Raw genomic sequence first — 15,641 nt, forward strand, 5'->3', positions numbered from 1 at the left:
TGTATTCAATGTAACATATTATTCCATCTTATTCAAATGAATATTTGAATGTTGTGATTTATATCCTAGTAAAAAAAATTAACGTACTTTAAAAAGTACGCTAATCATTTTTGTTACTTCGCTTTTAACTTTAATGTTTTACCTTTAATATCTTCCTGCTTTACAAAAGTTCGATGATAATCACCATTTGCCCAATCAAGTACTTGATCTTGGTACCAATCAGACTTTACATGACCACTTTGACCAGGTCCAACAATATGATAGCCAGAAGTTAAATCACCAACATCCACAACAAAGCGCCAAGAAGCACCGTGGTCCACATTTCCAGCAAGGTCATTATCAGCAGCCTGTACCGTCACCTTGGATCCTCCAATTGGAACCTTTTTAGCATTAAAATAGGCAGCTAAAATTGGAGAAGCACTACCTAACGTATGATCAAAAGTGAGCTGGTGGAAATCTCCCCATTGCCACTTGGATGCATTTTTACCAAATTGATCTTCTAATTGTGCAATGGTAAGCTCAAGTGCCTTGTAAACTGTTGCATCAACTCCACCTTGCTCCTCTATCCAAATACTCTTGCCCCCTGCATAGGCTGTGCGTAAAAGCTGGTCTGTAATATTAAATTTACCATGCATGATGTCATACATATCTGCAGGCATTTGATCTTTAAACAATACTTCCTGTAATTTGGTCATAAGCGTATGGAATACGAGTGGTGCACCTGATTCCTTAGCATCCACCATATCCCAATTCTCCAGCATGGCAATAATCTCTGTGTACGTACCATCCTGATCTTGCGCTTTCATAGATGTTAATAAACTAGGAAGAAATTCCCTTGCATAGAGATTATGTTGATCCATTTGCAAGTTCATCATATCTTCCACCGTTATCGAATCATTTGCCTCAAGCACTTCTTTAATTCGTTCAAAACGGTAAGGCTGAGCCCAGAAATCTGTAATGTGATAAGGATATTCCTCTCCTACGACTTGATTATTGGCGGTAGCAATAAAGCCTTCCTCTGGATTCACTACTGTTGGCAGCTCATCCCATGGAATAAAACCTTCCCAACCATAGTCACTAGAATCACCTGGAACTGGCAATTGACCCTCACCTTGCTTACGAATAGGAATTTGACCATTTGCTTTATAAGCAATGGTGCCATCCTTTGAGGCAAAAACGAAGTTCTGCGCAGGTGCCTTAAAGTCTTCTAAAGCTTTTTCAAAGTCATCCCAAGATTCCGCCTTATTAAAACCAATTACTGCACGTAATTCTGCAGTTGATTGAAGCGCTGTCCACTGCATTGAAAATTGTGCAGTTGGCTTGGTATCTTTGAATGCTAGATCCGTCATAATCGGACCATGGCGTGTCACCACCACTTCAAAATCTACAGTTGCTCCGTCCTTCACCTTAATAGATTCATCACGTACCTCGGCTTGCTCCCATTTTCCATCGTAGCGGTATTGTGTTGGATTATCGGGATTAGGTATTTCAATATATAAATCCTGCACATCTGGGCCAACATTCGTCACACCCCATGCTATATCATCATTATGGCCCAAAATAACACCTGGAATTCCTGCAAAAATAACACCACTAACATTTTGTTGTGGAGATTGCAGATGCATCTGATACCAAATTGATGGTGTACTCAATCCTAGGTGAGGATCGTCCGCCAAAATAGGAGTACCTGATTTAGTTTTATCACCAGAAACAACCCAGTTATTACTGCCGTTAAATTCATTAGGCAGTAGATCTGCATTAAACTGTCCTGCTACCGCTACAGGATTTTTAATGTTTGCCTCAATAATAGATGAAGCATTTTCAGGATATTTAATAAATAACTCTTTGGCCTTTTCTTCATCAAAATTTTGTAAAGCCCAGTGGCGGAAGGCAAGTGTATTCCAATTCCCTCCCAAATCGTATGCCATATACTTCCCAATCGTTAAAGAATCTACGACTGTCCATTCCTCTGGCTCGTAGCCCAATAATGAAAATTCATAGCTTAAAGTTTTATTTTCCTTAGCTTGCGCAATAAATGCATTTACCCCTTCTGCATACCACTCTAGTACTTGCTTGCTTTCCTCATCATAGGCTGCGAGTGATTTCTCAGCGGCATCGCGTAAGCTAAATGTACGAAAGTGTTTGTCCGTATTTATTGTTGCTTCCCCAATAATTTCTGATAATCGACCACTCGCCTGTCTTCGTGCTAAGTCCATTTGGAATAATCGATCTTGTGCCTGAACATAACCTTGCGCACGATATAAATCAGCATCTGTCTTGGCAAAAATATGAGGAACCCCTTTGTCGTCCCTTGTAACCGACACATCCTGCTCTAAAATATTGACAGCTAATTCGCCATCAATTATCGGCTTAGATTTATTCATAAACCATGTAAATCCGATAAAAGCTACGATAGCTATAGTCGCTACGATCCCAGCAAGGACGATGAGCCACTTTCTCCATTTGAACTTTCTCTTTTCCATCTCATTACCCCCTCTGTGCACTATATTCATTCCTACCTCTTAAAATCCTTAAAACAAAGTTTAAAAGATTGGCGATAGCGAATATTCGTTTGTTATGTAAGTAAATTCATCTTTAAATACAAAATTTTGTCAATATACGCTATTAGACTAGTATAAACAATTGGCTATATGAAGGCTACAGAGCATTGTTAAAAAACATATTTCATAGATAAATGGCTTTCCTTTCATTAGTCTCTTTTGTTATTCATTCTATTATTATTGCAAAAACAAAAAATCGTATTTCCAAATAGAAAATACGATTTTTAATGCTAGACATGTAGTTGTAATTCAATAGGACAATGATCGCTGCCCATAATGTGTGGGTGAATAATCGCTTGATCAATTTGATTTTTTAATGACTCCGACACAATAAAGTAGTCGATGCGCCAGCCAATATTTCGTTCACGTACTTTATTCATATAGGACCACCATGTAAAATGGTCAGTTTCATTAGGATGCTTGTATCTGAAAGAATCTACAAAACCACTGGCTAAAAGCTCCGAAAATTTCGCACGCTCCTCATTTGTAAATCCAGAATTCCCCACATTCGATTTAGCATTTTTCAAATCTATTTCAGTGTGCGCAACATTTAAGTCACCACAATAGACAACAGGCTTCTTACTATTCAAATCTTGTAAATAGCCGGCTAAACGATCTTCCCAAGTTAGTCGAAGTGGTAATCTCGCTAAATCTCGCTGTGCATTGGGGGTATAGACATTTATTAAATAGAAATTTTGATATTCTAAAGTAATGATTCTACCCTCATCCTGAGAATTTTCATCGCCAACTCCATACTTAACGGATAATGGTGTATGCTTTGTAAATATAGCCGTCCCCGAGTAGCCTTTCTTTTGAGCATAGTTCCAATATTGCTCATAACCATCTAGTGCAAGCTCTACTTGTCCAGCCTGACATTTCGTTTCTTGGATACAAAAAAAATCTGCCTCTATTTGGTGAAAGAAATCTAGAAAGCCTTTTCCCAGGCAAGCTCTAATGCCATTAACATTCCATGATATAAATTTCATCTCATTCCCACTCCTTAAAAAAACGCCCTTCGACTCAAGCGAAGAGCGTCACATTATAGATCATCACCAACAATTTTAACTTCTGTTTCTAATTCAATACCGAATTTTTCTTTCACAATCCGCTGTACCATTTGAATAGTCGCAATATAATCAGAAGCAGTAGCATTTCCTTTATTGACAATAAAACCTGCATGCTTCGTAGAGACCTCTGCACCGCCTACTCCTTTACCCTGCAAGCCACTATCTTGAATAAGCTTGCCTGCAAAATGACCTGGTGGGCGTTTAAAAACACTTCCCGCAGATGGATATTCTAATGGTTGCTTAGATTCTCGCTGAAAGGTTAAGTCAGCAATCTTCGCATCAATTTCCCCTTGTTCACCAGGAGCTAATTGGAACTCAGAGGATAACACGTAATAGCCTTTCTTCGCAATAACGCTTTTACGATAACCAAGCTCAAGCTCATCCTTTGACAAGGTTAAAATTTCTCCCTCTTTTGTTAACACCTTAGATGAAATAATGATATCTTTAATCTCACCGCCATAAGCACCTGCATTCATAGCCATTGCCCCACCAATTGATCCAGGGATACCACAGGCAAACTCGAAGCCTGTTAAAGAGGCTTTGGCAGATAGTTTCGACACATCTTTAATTAGCGCACCACTTTGAGCATAAACATGTTCACCATTAATACGAATCTCATCTAAATTTGAAAAGGTTACAACGATTCCTCTATGACCACCATCACGAACAACCATATTAGATCCGTTACCTAACATTAATAAAGGAATATTATTTATATATGCATAGCGAATTACAAATGCTGCTTCTTCTTCTGTATCAGGAAGAACAAAAACATCTGCTTTGCCACCTAATTTTGTCATTGTATATTGTTGTAATGATTCATCTAACTTAATATTGGCAGGATTAATGCTCTTCGCTAAATCCTTTGCCCATTGTTGTTTTGTCATGAGAGCTAATTCCTTTCTAACGTCCTTCTTACTCTACACAAGTATGGATTTAGAACCCCAATTTGACAAGTAAAATGAAGGGTATTTTTATCTCACATAAAAAGACAGGTAAGTCCTGTGCAGAGATGATGAATATTATAAAGAAAATTGACAGTCATTCCAAGTGTCGTTTTTGGCACAATACTACCTAAGAAACAAGTGATTCACTTAAAGCCAGCTACTTGCCCATGTTTCAATATTACGGATAGCGCCTTCTAGTGCTTGCCCTTTATCCGTTAAAGAATATTCAACTCGGACTGGGACTTCAGAATACACTTTACGTTCAACAAGTCCTTCTTTTTCCAGTTCCTTTAAACGTTCTGATAATAAACGGCCACTAACAGGTAATGCCGACTCTATTTCATTAAAACGCTGTGGTCCATCTAATAATTGATATAATATTAAACCCGTCCATCGTTTTCCGATTAAATCCATTGCTTTAGCTAAACGAGGACATAAAGTTGTCTCATTCATATTTCTTCACCTCTATGTAACTATTGTAACGATTATTGCAGGAAATGTAAATTTAGAGTAACTTATTTACATAAAATAATTTATATACTTTTATATACTTAATTACAAAAAGTAACTATAGTTTTCAGTCTTTTTCAATTGCGGTGGAACTTTCCATCGTTAAACCATCCGTCCTCCTAATAATACAATGCCCTAGATATCTGTAATATGACTAACTATTTATTTTAAGTCTTGTAAATGTTCACAGTTTACACTTTTATTAGTGATGATCCATTCCTATTTATGAAAAAGCCATTGAATATGGTATTTGTTTCCTTTATTATTCGTTGTAGAATGCTGTTTTAGGGGGTTTTTAAATGAAAAAATACACTATTGATATCAGTCATTCCACACTTAGTTTTTCTGTACGACATATGATGATATCTAAAATTCACGGTACTTTCGAATCGTACAACGCTGAAATTGCTGCAGCCAATATTGAGCAAATGCAGGATGCAAGTATCTCTATTACCATTGACGTGGCTAGCGTCTCCACAAAAAATCACGACCGTGATGTACACCTTGTATCTCCAGATTTTTTTGATGCAGACGTCTATCCAAAAATAGTTTTCACCTCTACATATATTGATAAACAAAATGATAAAACCTTTTTGATACACGGGGATTTAACGATTAAAAACATAACAAAGCCTATCGTATTTACAACAGTATATACAGGAAACGGTGTTAATCCCTGGGCACAAGAAGTATATGGCTTTCAGGCAAAGACACAAATGGATCGACGCAATTTTAATCTAGTCTACAATACAATTCTAGAAACAGGTGGCGTATTAATCAGTGATGAGATTGACATTGTCGTAGATGTCGAGCTAAGCCCCCTTTAGTTATTGATTTACTTTAAGGAAAGAGGGAACTTTACATGCTATGGTTTGATAACGGAATTACATTTGAATCGAGCTTTATTACAATCGTCTTTATTATTGTTTTTGGTAGCATTGCCTTCAGCCTTATTAAAGCTATGGTCACTTGGTCTATTAATAACCAATCACAAACCTTCACTGTACCCGCTAAGGTTGTGTCAAAACGTACAAATATTCGGGGAGGCTCTACTAATTCTGCGGCATATACTTCTTATTTCATCACGTTTGAAGAACGACATGGGGAGCGTCAGGAGTTTAAAGTGAATGGTCGCAATTTTGGACAGCTAGTGGAGGGTGACATTGGTCTTTTAACGTTTCAGGGCACACGCTTTCATACTTTCGAAAGACAATAAAGGGAGAGTAGCGATTAAATCGTACTCTCCCTTTTAGTTTTATTTAATTAAATACTTTGCAAATCCTGCCTCTGTATCTTCTAAATATTCAATGTTGCTATCTGCTGAGATAAATTTCTGTGCATCTTTCGCAGATAGATAAACAACTTTTGTCTTGGCTGGGAATGGTACAAATGACCAGTTATTATCCGCAGCAGGGTTAATTGTTTTAGTTGCCATAATATAATCAACTACAGCTTGACGATTTTCATAGGCATAGTTAGTTATATTGGAGCCGTCCGTATTTTTAAATGTCGCTCCATACGAACCACCAACACGATAATTATTTGTAATGATAATGAATTCTTGTTTTAAATCAATTGGTTTACCATTATATTGTACATTTTTAATACGGTTCGCCTTTTCATCAACAAGATTACCACGTCGGTCATATTTAGATGGAGATGTCACATCAATTTGATAGGTTAAGCCATCTAACACGTCAAAATTATAAGAGCGTGCTTCTGAATCAATAATATTTTGCTCTTCTGTCTTATTCGGATCTATTGTTGCAAAAATGCCTGCAGCCATCTCTAACCACTCGACGGCTTGTGCACCTGTAACTTTAATTGTTGCTACAGTATTATCGTAATGATAAATGTCCGCCATATTTTTAATGGCAAGTGGACCAACTGGAATGTTTGTATAATCTAATGGATTATTTCGTGAACCGGCTTTAAAAGGTGCTCCAGCAGAAAGAATCGGCGTTTTTTCATCAGCTGTTCCCTTTAATTCCTGTTCAATAAACCATTTTTGTGCTTGTGTGACGATTTGAATAGAAGGATCATCTTGCACCATTGAGAAATAACTATGGATTGGCGCAGTTGTTTTACCAACAGGCTGGCGAATATAAGTTAAAGTGCCTTCATGCGCTTGTTTCACAGCTTTTAATACCGTAGTGGATGGTTGTAAACCTTCTTGCTTGATTGATTGCAATGACCCACTACCATCTACTACAACCCACTCTGATCCTTGTTGTTCTAGCTTTAGATCAATAATACCAAGATGGCTACCATAGCTACCTGCCATAACTGTTGGAACACCGTGAATCGTTCCCTTTTCTTGATCTACATCTTTCAAATCTTTGTAGTCACCTGGGAATGTTAAGTGAGAGTGCCCTGTAATCAAAGCATCAATGCCGTCAATTCCAGCTAGTTGATAGCCAACATTTTCAGCGCCTTCCACGTAAGTGTCCTCGCCAATACCTGAATGGGAAAGAACAACAATTACGTCTGCTCCAGCCTTCTGCATTTCAGGTACTACTTCTTTTACTGCTTCAACAGGTTCTTGCATGTCAACTTTACCAGCTAAATGAATGGCATCCCATTCAACAATTTTCGTTGGTACAATCCCTGTCACACCAACTTTCAGTGTATGTTTCTTACCTGCATTGTCCACTACCTCTTTATCAAGAATGACATAAGGTGTAAACATACGCTTTTTTGTTTTAGCATCGTAAGTATTAGCATTTACGACTGGATATTTGGCATCATCTAAGACTTCATTTAAGAAATCTAGACCATAGTTGAATTCATGGTTTCCTAAAGTTCCACCATCATATTTTAAAGCGTTAAGTGCCGCAATAGCCGGATGTACTTCCCCTGGCTTTAATACACTTTCTAATGCTTTATAAGAGCCAAGCGGCGTACCTTGAATTAAATCTCCATTATCGAATAGTAATGTGTTGGGGTTTTTAGCACGAGCTTGTTCAATTAATGTAGCTGTATTAGCTAAACCAACCTCAGATGATGGCGCATCTAAATAGTAATTATAATTTGCTAAATTTGTATGAATATCTGTAGTTCCTAAAATTTGAAGATCTACTGACACCCCACTAGATGGTGCCTTGTATTCTGCTACAAAGCGCTCTACGATACTTTTCATTTGCTCATGTGTTACATAGTCAAGAGGACGGATCGTATTATCCTCATACGCTTGAAGAATATTTGCTGCAACAGCATTAGCTAAATCTTGTTTATAAGCTTTAGTAATTTGATTAGCATCCTTAAATTGGTCTAAGACCGCAAGGGAAGCGTTTTCACTAACAAGTCCACGAGCAGATATAACAAATGCTTGTTGACGTGTTAATTTATCGTTTGGACCAAATGTAGTTGCTGTTTTTCCTTTGATAAGTTTTAACTGTACAGCCTTTTCTACATATGGTGCTAAATCCTTGGAGACATCCGTAAAAGTAAGGGAAGAACCATCACCTATTTCGACATCTAAGCTTTCTACTAATTCTTTTACATAATCAGCGCGCGTAACTTCATTGGAAGCAGCATTAGCAGTGTATCCAAATGGTATCAACGCGAATAAAACTAGTAGCATGGCTAAAAATTTAGTTATTAATTTCTTGTTCATACAACAACCTCCTTATTCATCTAGTATTTTCCTACAGATACTATTATATTAAACTAACTCTATTTTTTACTGAATAATTAGTCCTAATTATATGTATTTTTAAAAGAATGGGTTATTACTTTCCTATAAAATCACATTTTTCTATCATTTTTATTTTTATACCACCAATAGAATGTTAGGAAATGTAAATTCCGAATAAATAATTAATACCAATATATCCGACTTCTATATCACACCATACCTCTGCTCACAAAATAAAAAAAGACCTCTCAAATTCGAGAGGTCTTTTATTAAAAAATATTTTTTACGCGTTTACTGTTTGAAGTGATTGAGCTACTTTTTTCACTTCTTCTAGGCCATTTGCAATAATTTCTTGTGCTTTATCAGGTGATGCATTGTGACCTTCAATAATTACTTCTTCGATAATTTCCATACCGAACACGCCGCCTGCTACATTTTTAATGTAGTTTACTGACATTTCCATCGGCTGTGTTTCTGGTAGTGAGTAGTAGCCACCACGAGCATTTAAAATAATCGCTTTTTTATCCGTCATTAAGCTAACCATTTGGCCATCTTCACCATATTTGAATGTGAAACCTGCTTGGTACACATAGTCAATAAATGTTTGTAAAGGTGCTGGAATAGTTAAGTTCCAAAGTGGGAAAGCAAATACTACTAAATCAGCTGCTGTTAATGCATCCATCGCTTTTTGTTTAGCAGCTAAAAGACGTGATTCGATGTCTGTTAACTCCCCACCATTTTGTACTTTACCAAATGCATTGAAAAGATCTTGCCCAAAGTATGGCATATCTTCTGCAAAAACGTCAAAAGTTGTAACGTTTACACCTTGTACGTTTTCCATAAAAGTATCGTACATTTTTGTTGAAATACCGTCTGGACGGTTGTTTGCTTTTACTACTAAAACGTTCATTATATAAAATCTCCCTTATATCTCATAGTCTATTATCTCGAATTCAAGATATAAACTTATCTTAAAAAAATTCTTCTAAAAAGTCAACGATACTTTCCTCAGACTTTTGACTGAAATATTAGATAAAACTTTACACTAAAACGAATAAAAGAGGCTTGTTATGACAAGCCCCTTCGTAGTTAGAGTAATTTTAGCACTATAATTTACAGTTATCATCTGTACAAACACCAGCGTCACCCGTGCCAGCCATTTTTAGACCCGGTTGTAAGCCCTCTTCCTCAGCCACTTTACGTAGTGTATCTTCGAATACTTCTTGTGGCTGGGCACCAGAAATACCATATTTACGGTTTAAGACAAAGAATGGGACCCCACGAACTCCAAGCTGCAATCCTTCTTGAATATCTGCTTCTACCTCATTTTTAAATTCATCCACAGCAAGAACTTTTGCCACTTCCTCGCGTTGCAATCCTACTTGTTCGGCTATATCTAATAATACATCCTCTTGTCCAATACGTTTTCCTTCAATAAAATGACTGTGCAGTAGAGCTTCAACTAATGCTGTAACATCTCCCTGCTGCTCAGCCCATTTAACAAGTCGATGTGCCTTTAACGTATTCTCTTCCATTAGATTGCTAAAGTCATAGTTTAAGCCCACTTCTTTCGCACGCTCTGTAACACCTAATGTCATTTCTTTGGCTTTTTCTAAAGTCATGCCATATTTCTTCGCTAATGATTCATAAACAGTAATGTTCGAATCTACTGGTGTATTAGGATCAAGTTGATAGCTTTTATAAACAAGCTCCACCTGCCCACCAAAGCCAGTATCTTCAATCGCTTGCTCTAATTGTTTTTTACCAATATAACAAAATGGACATACGTAGTCAGACCATATTTCAATTTTCATTACTCACACTCTCCCTTTGCTACATTGTAGCGATAGATTTAATCGCAAGGCAATTTTTATGCTTCATCGCATAAATTCTCCAGTACATCTACATACTGAACATAAAAACATTGTGAGGTTTATCTATGACTCAATCTCTTTGGCTCGCTACTTCCGAATCAGTCTCACTTTCTTCACTTTCTTCATCTACAACTTGTGATGTATGTATAGTCGGAGGAGGCTTAACTGGTCTTTATACAGCCTATGTCTTGGCAAAAGCAGGTGTTGATGTACTTTTACTTGAGGCGAATACCCATTTTGGTCACGGTACTACTGGCCATTCCACGGGTAAACTAACTGCCCAGCATAGTATCGTTTATGCTAACCTTTTAGAGAAACTATCCGTTGATGAGGCACAGCTCTATTACCAACTCAATCAACAAGCCATTGAAAAGGTAACACAATTATTCCCAAAAGGCAGTGTAAAGCAAGTAGATTCACTATTGTATGCTCAAACAAAAGAAGGGTATGCGCAATTATTAAAAGAATGGAATGCGTATAAGGTGTTAAATATCCAATCAAAAATCACCACAGAAACAGAGCTTCCCTTCCCCATTACAAAGGCTTTATGCATGTCTCAGCAAGCTCAAATAAATCCTGTAGAGGTAAGTAATTTTCTTGCCAAAGAAGCACAAGCGATGGGTGCCAAGCTTTATACAAATACCCGAGTTCAGCAATTAAACATAGCTCAAAATAACTTACATACCGAAAAGAATATATCGGTTCAATATAAAAAACTTATTTTGTGCTCACATTATCCAATTGAAGCTTTCAAGGGGCTAAAGTTATTTAAACTGTCAAATAGTCGCTCTTACATGGTGGCTAGTAAAATTGCTGAAACGATGCAGGGGCAATATCTATCTGTTGATTTCCCTTCTCGTTCCATTCGTACAGCTACAATTAACAACGAGCATTATTTAGTACTTGGTGGAGCGAATCACATCGCTGGGGAAACAGTCAATACAGAGCCGTACTATGATGCCATTGCAATTGAAATGAAAGAACATTTTGAGCAAGAGCCTATTTATCGATGGTCTGCTCAGGATATCGAAACTCCTGACATCGTTCCTTACGTAGGAAGAATTACAAACTCATTGCCAAACGTATTCATTGCTACTGGCTATAGAAAGTGGGGAATTTCTAATTCCTTTGTTGCCGGTGACATTTTATCTAGCCTAATCACGGGGTCAAGAAGTGAGGACGGAGCCATCGCACTCTATTCACCATCACGGACAAAATTCGGTGCCCAGTTTATGCAAATGCTTAAAGTCGGCGGCTTTGTCGCAAAAGAATTTATTGCTGGGTATATGAGAAATGCCAGTGCCCCAACATGTACTCACTTGGGCTGTAAGACGAAATGGAATGAGGCTGATGAAACATGGGATTGTCCTTGCCATGGCTCCCGCTTCAATGCGCAAGGGGAAGTACTGGAAGGACCAGCAGTACAACCTTTGAAATTAGATTAAAATAGAGGCTGTAGACAAACTCTCCATAAATTATGAGTTTGCTACAGTCTTTTTTACGATGAAATAAAGCAAAGCCGTTGGCGTCCTCTTACAAGGATTCGGCAGTGTTTTACCTACTATTATAAATGGAGGAAAAATAACAAAAGCCACCGAAAGTATGAACTTTTCGATGGCTATTATCTACAGTCTAAGTAGCTGTCTTCTTGTGTAAATTACTTTAGAGCTTCTGTTAATACTGGCACAATTTGCTTTTTACGAGAAACGACGCCTGGTAACACAACACGGTTATTGATAAGTTCAGCACCGAATCCTTTTGCTGCAGCTTGTGCGACTTGTCCAATTGCTACAGCTGTAGAATCGTTATTTAGAATATCTGTTACAACGAAGAAGAATAAATCTAAACCATTTTCAGCAACATTTTTATTTAATAAAATCTCTAATTCTTCTTGTCGATTAAGTACATCATTAATATCCACAGCATTCACCTGTGCAACTACAGATTTGTACTCACCGAATTGGAACTCCTTAGCATCTAATGATAGTAGATCTTCTAAAGATTTATCAGATAGGTCTGCACCGGCTTTTAGCATAGCTAAACCATATTCTGCAACATCCACATTAGCCATTTTCGCTAGTTCTTCGCCAGCTTTTACATCTTGCTCCGTGCAAGTTGGTGATTTGAATAATAATGTATCTGAAACGATTGCTGATAGCATTAAACCCGCAATGTTCGCTGGTATATCTAAACCGTTTTCGTTAAAAATTTTCTTTAGAATCGTAGCTGTACAGCCTACTGGTTCTGCACGATAATATAGCGGATCAGCTGTTTGGAAGTTAGCGATGCGGTGGTGATCAATTACCTCGGCAATTTGCACTTCCTCAATACCATCAGCCGATTGCTGGAATTCATTGTGGTCTACTAGAATAGCTTTGTCCGCTTCTCCAACTACAGATGAGATTAAACGTGGCGCTTCAAAGCCAAATTTATCTAAAGCAAACTGTGTTTCATTATTAACATCTCCAAGACGTACAGCCTCGGCTTCTTCTCCAATTTGTTGCTTTAAATAAGCATATACAATTGCAGACGTGATCGTGTCTGTATCTGGGTTTTTATGTCCAAAAACTAATACTTTACTCATTGAATTTATTCCTCCTAAAATGACCTTACATTTATCTTTTATTTTATCATATCTTATGGACTAACAACTGATAAATTAAAACATGAAGCAAACTATGCTCATTCAATTAATATACAATAATAATTCCCCACTCCCAATAACCAACTATACGAATATGAATAAAGTATAATGGACCTTCAAATTGTCACATACATATATTTTGTGCACCCATCTCCTTTGTTTGCATTATCTTTTTTTACCATCCTATTTTTAACATTCAATAGTAAAAGCGCATCTTTTTCTAATATTAATTATTTTACATAGATATTTAGTTGGATTTTCATATTTATGTAAGCATAATTTTATGCTATTATCAGATAGTCTATATTTTTGGATATTCAGGAAATGGGGATTACGATGACAAAGAAGATGGAAAAAAAGTACATTCCTTTAGCAAATTATTTTGAAGTAGCTTTACAACAAGAAATCACTTTATCCTTTAGTGAATTAGAAAACATTATGGGACAAGCCTTACCGAATGCCGCCTACTTAAATAAGAGCTGGTGGAAAAAAACAAAGCCCCCTCTATCACACTATTTGTCATGGACAAGTGCAGGCTATCATGTCATTGATGTTAGACTAGGTACTAGTATAACGTTCTCATGCACGCAACCTAAGACAACTGTAAACACTCTTTCTAAAAATGAAGAGAACCCATCTGCATACATAATTCGAGGGATTGAAGCATCGGATGCTAGATCGTTTATTCTTTTACAGGAAGAAATTTTTCAACAAACCGACTTCATGTATAATGTTCAAAATGAAGTAGATCTAACTGTCCAGCAACTTCGTAAAAATTTAACCTATTGGAAGCAACTAAAAAATCGCACGATATTACTTTGCGTATTAAATGGTATATTTGCAGGCTATGCAGTTGTACATGGCTATAAACAAACGAAAGCTAAACATGTTGCCTCTGTTCGCTTAGCTGTGAAGGAAGAGTACCAACAAAAAGGCATTGGCTCTGCGCTAATGAAGGCTGTGGAAGGTTGGTCAAAACAACGTGACATATCCAGATTAGAATTATCAGTTATGGAACATAATAATGTTGCTTTACATCTTTTTACGAAAATAGGGTTTAAACAAGAAGGCATTCGACAAAATGCTATTAAATTAAATGATACTTACATTAACGAGTATAACTTAAGTAAAATTTTATAAATCACTTTGCCTAGATGTCTAAAGCATATTTGGACATCTTTTTATATATTTAGACTATAAAAAATGCATAGAAAAGTAATATAACACTTTTCTATGCATAGCATTAAAATACCTGTTTCTCTCTAGCAGCATCTAGGAATAATATATTACTATCTATTTGCTCATAGGATTTTTGATATTTTTCATACTGCCCCTTGTCTTGGCTAATCATTTCCTCCAATAATGCATGTAAGAAAGAAAATAAAACGGGCACTATATCTAGCGAGGAATGCTTGTTTGTTCCAAGCGCAAACAAAATATTAGCATATTCACGAACGGGTGAAAATGCAGTTCCAGTAATAGCAATAATTTTTACTTTCTTCATCCTTGCAATTTCAACAATCGTTTGAATATCCTTTAACTGTTTATCAAATGATAAAACAATTAATGTTGTACGCTCTCCCATGCTATTAATTTGATTCATCATTTCATCCGAATCTATACGGAGCTGCTTAATATTAGAACGTAGTGTTTTTAATGTGTTGGATAACCAATTTGCTACAGATGCAGCCTGACGAGTACCTAGAATATAGATATTATCTGCTTCATGCATCCATTTTGAACTTTTTTGAATTTGTTGATCGCTAATTAATTGAATGGTTTCCTGAATGTTTTGGCTATCTTGCTGCATTACCTTGCCAAAACGGGAATTAGTTAGCTTTTTACCCGTATAGGTAGATTGTAGATTTGTTCCTACATCTTGGGACATGACATAGCCTCTTATTTCTTCTTGCAGTTCCACATATCCCGATAAATCCATGGCATAGCAAAAGCGAATAACCGTTGATTCACTTACATTAGCCAGTCTGCCTACTTCTGCTGCTCCATTAGCAATCACTGTATTGGGATTATCCATTACAAATTGTGCTACTTTACGCTGCCCCTTTGATAGTCTTACAAACCTTTTCTTTATATCCTCATGAATGCACATTCCTAACAACCTTTCTTTCAATGACCTTATCACGAATGGGAGATTGTTTCCTACTTACTCAAAATTCGATTAAAAATACAGTATCATGATTGCAATTTGAATACAATGACTTTTCTGAAAAATCTTCAGCGCATTAACCTGCTAATATGTCGACTTTTTGTACTTTTCTATGTTGATTTGTTATTTTACCAAATTTCTTGGTACGGGTGAATAAAAATCAACAATCCCTAATTTTTATGTAATACATTAGCGAGTAAAGACAAAAATGTCCTGGATTGATTACTCTTATCC

General features: G+C 36.7%; 13 protein-coding genes. 4 read left to right on the forward strand and 9 right to left on the reverse strand.

Annotated features, from left to right (window positions below):
* Positions 1-113: 113 nt before the first annotated feature.
* The 4 genes from AC07YC_RS13220 to AC07YC_RS13235 all read right to left on the reverse strand — a co-directional run bounded on the left by AC07YC_RS13220 (position 114) and on the right by AC07YC_RS13235 (position 5,028).
* Entirely contained in the window at positions 114-2,483 is a 2,370-nt protein-coding gene (locus AC07YC_RS13220) for a penicillin acylase family protein (RefSeq protein WP_494919605.1), read from the reverse strand.
* Between the two features lie 308 nt (positions 2,484-2,791).
* The gene (locus AC07YC_RS13225; protein ID WP_494919607.1) at positions 2,792-3,547 is read right to left on the reverse strand and encodes an exodeoxyribonuclease III; all 756 of its coding nucleotides are present in this window, start codon (positions 3,545-3,547) and stop codon (positions 2,792-2,794) included.
* 53 nt (positions 3,548-3,600) lie between these two features.
* Positions 3,601-4,515 carry a UDP-N-acetylmuramate dehydrogenase gene (gene murB, locus AC07YC_RS13230; protein WP_008177120.1) on the reverse strand — a complete coding sequence of 305 codons (915 nt, stop codon included), beginning with the start codon at positions 4,513-4,515 and terminating at the stop codon, positions 3,601-3,603.
* 207 nt (positions 4,516-4,722) lie between these two features.
* Positions 4,723-5,028, reverse strand: a complete 306-nt coding sequence (locus AC07YC_RS13235) for a winged helix-turn-helix transcriptional regulator (RefSeq protein ID WP_004231981.1) — start codon at positions 5,026-5,028, stop codon at positions 4,723-4,725.
* 356 nt (positions 5,029-5,384) lie between these two features.
* Between AC07YC_RS13235 and AC07YC_RS13240 the strand changes: the two genes are divergently transcribed.
* Together AC07YC_RS13240 and AC07YC_RS13245 are read left to right on the forward strand one after the other, a co-directional pair.
* Complete coding sequence (locus AC07YC_RS13240) at positions 5,385-5,912, forward strand: YceI family protein (RefSeq protein ID WP_494919608.1); 528 nt, start codon at positions 5,385-5,387, stop codon at positions 5,910-5,912.
* Between the two features lie 35 nt (positions 5,913-5,947).
* The gene (locus AC07YC_RS13245; RefSeq protein ID WP_494919609.1) at positions 5,948-6,301 is read left to right on the forward strand and encodes a DUF2500 domain-containing protein; all 354 of its coding nucleotides are present in this window, start codon (positions 5,948-5,950) and stop codon (positions 6,299-6,301) included.
* A 39-nt stretch (positions 6,302-6,340) separates the two neighbouring features.
* On the opposite strand, the gene AC07YC_RS13250 is transcribed toward AC07YC_RS13245, so the two are convergent.
* The 3 genes from AC07YC_RS13250 to AC07YC_RS13260 form a co-directional block, all read right to left on the reverse strand.
* Positions 6,341-8,701, reverse strand: a complete 2,361-nt coding sequence (locus AC07YC_RS13250; RefSeq protein ID WP_494919610.1) for a bifunctional 2',3'-cyclic-nucleotide 2'-phosphodiesterase/3'-nucleotidase — start codon at positions 8,699-8,701, stop codon at positions 6,341-6,343.
* 304 nt (positions 8,702-9,005) lie between these two features.
* Entirely contained in the window at positions 9,006-9,632 is a 627-nt protein-coding gene (locus tag AC07YC_RS13255; protein ID WP_036121103.1) for an FMN-dependent NADH-azoreductase, read from the reverse strand.
* 196 nt (positions 9,633-9,828) lie between these two features.
* The gene (locus AC07YC_RS13260) at positions 9,829-10,536 is read right to left on the reverse strand and encodes a DsbA family oxidoreductase (RefSeq protein WP_089985777.1); all 708 of its coding nucleotides are present in this window, start codon (positions 10,534-10,536) and stop codon (positions 9,829-9,831) included.
* Between the two features lie 125 nt (positions 10,537-10,661).
* Between AC07YC_RS13260 and AC07YC_RS13265 the strand changes: the two genes are divergently transcribed.
* Complete coding sequence (locus AC07YC_RS13265) at positions 10,662-12,041, forward strand: FAD-dependent oxidoreductase (protein ID WP_494919611.1); 1,380 nt, start codon at positions 10,662-10,664, stop codon at positions 12,039-12,041.
* A gap of 212 nt (positions 12,042-12,253) precedes the next feature.
* Here the strand turns inward: AC07YC_RS13265 and AC07YC_RS13270 are convergent, their stop codons facing one another.
* Positions 12,254-13,180: a manganese-dependent inorganic pyrophosphatase gene (locus tag AC07YC_RS13270; RefSeq protein ID WP_494919612.1), complete on the reverse strand. Its 927-nt coding sequence runs from the start codon at positions 13,178-13,180 to the stop codon at positions 12,254-12,256.
* Positions 13,181-13,576: 396 nt separating this feature from the next.
* On the opposite strand from AC07YC_RS13270, the gene AC07YC_RS13275 reads away from it, so the two are divergent.
* Positions 13,577-14,380, forward strand: a complete 804-nt coding sequence (locus tag AC07YC_RS13275) for a GNAT family N-acetyltransferase (RefSeq protein WP_336635544.1) — start codon at positions 13,577-13,579, stop codon at positions 14,378-14,380.
* Between the two features lie 103 nt (positions 14,381-14,483).
* Here AC07YC_RS13275 and AC07YC_RS13280 read toward each other — a convergent pair whose 3' ends face one another.
* The gene (locus AC07YC_RS13280; RefSeq protein WP_494919613.1) at positions 14,484-15,371 is read right to left on the reverse strand and encodes a MurR/RpiR family transcriptional regulator; all 888 of its coding nucleotides are present in this window, start codon (positions 15,369-15,371) and stop codon (positions 14,484-14,486) included.
* Positions 15,372-15,641 lie beyond the last annotated feature (270 nt).

It is taken from the genome of Lysinibacillus sp. GW247-5R2A (assembly GCF_059424475.1).

What these genes read in the sequence shown, in the direction of transcription:
- AC07YC_RS13270 (WP_494919612.1), bottom strand. Translation starts at nt 13,180, where the DNA reads ATGAGTAAAGTATTAGTTTTTGGACATAAAAACCCAGATACAGACACG.
- AC07YC_RS13235 (WP_004231981.1), bottom strand. Translation starts at nt 5,028, where the DNA reads ATGAATGAGACAACTTTATGTCCTCGTTTAGCTAAAGCAATGGATTTA.
- AC07YC_RS13240 (WP_494919608.1), top strand. Translation starts at nt 5,385, where the DNA reads ATGAAAAAATACACTATTGATATCAGTCATTCCACACTTAGTTTTTCT.
- AC07YC_RS13260 (WP_089985777.1), bottom strand. Translation starts at nt 10,536, where the DNA reads ATGAAAATTGAAATATGGTCTGACTACGTATGTCCATTTTGTTATATT.
- AC07YC_RS13250 (WP_494919610.1), bottom strand. Translation starts at nt 8,701, where the DNA reads ATGAACAAGAAATTAATAACTAAATTTTTAGCCATGCTACTAGTTTTA.
- AC07YC_RS13275 (WP_336635544.1), top strand. Translation starts at nt 13,577, where the DNA reads ATGACAAAGAAGATGGAAAAAAAGTACATTCCTTTAGCAAATTATTTT.
- AC07YC_RS13220 (WP_494919605.1), bottom strand. Translation starts at nt 2,483, where the DNA reads ATGGAAAAGAGAAAGTTCAAATGGAGAAAGTGGCTCATCGTCCTTGCT.
- murB (WP_008177120.1), bottom strand. Translation starts at nt 4,515, where the DNA reads ATGACAAAACAACAATGGGCAAAGGATTTAGCGAAGAGCATTAATCCT.
- AC07YC_RS13265 (WP_494919611.1), top strand. Translation starts at nt 10,662, where the DNA reads ATGACTCAATCTCTTTGGCTCGCTACTTCCGAATCAGTCTCACTTTCT.
- AC07YC_RS13255 (WP_036121103.1), bottom strand. Translation starts at nt 9,632, where the DNA reads ATGAACGTTTTAGTAGTAAAAGCAAACAACCGTCCAGACGGTATTTCA.
- AC07YC_RS13245 (WP_494919609.1), top strand. Translation starts at nt 5,948, where the DNA reads ATGCTATGGTTTGATAACGGAATTACATTTGAATCGAGCTTTATTACA.
- AC07YC_RS13225 (WP_494919607.1), bottom strand. Translation starts at nt 3,547, where the DNA reads ATGAAATTTATATCATGGAATGTTAATGGCATTAGAGCTTGCCTGGGA.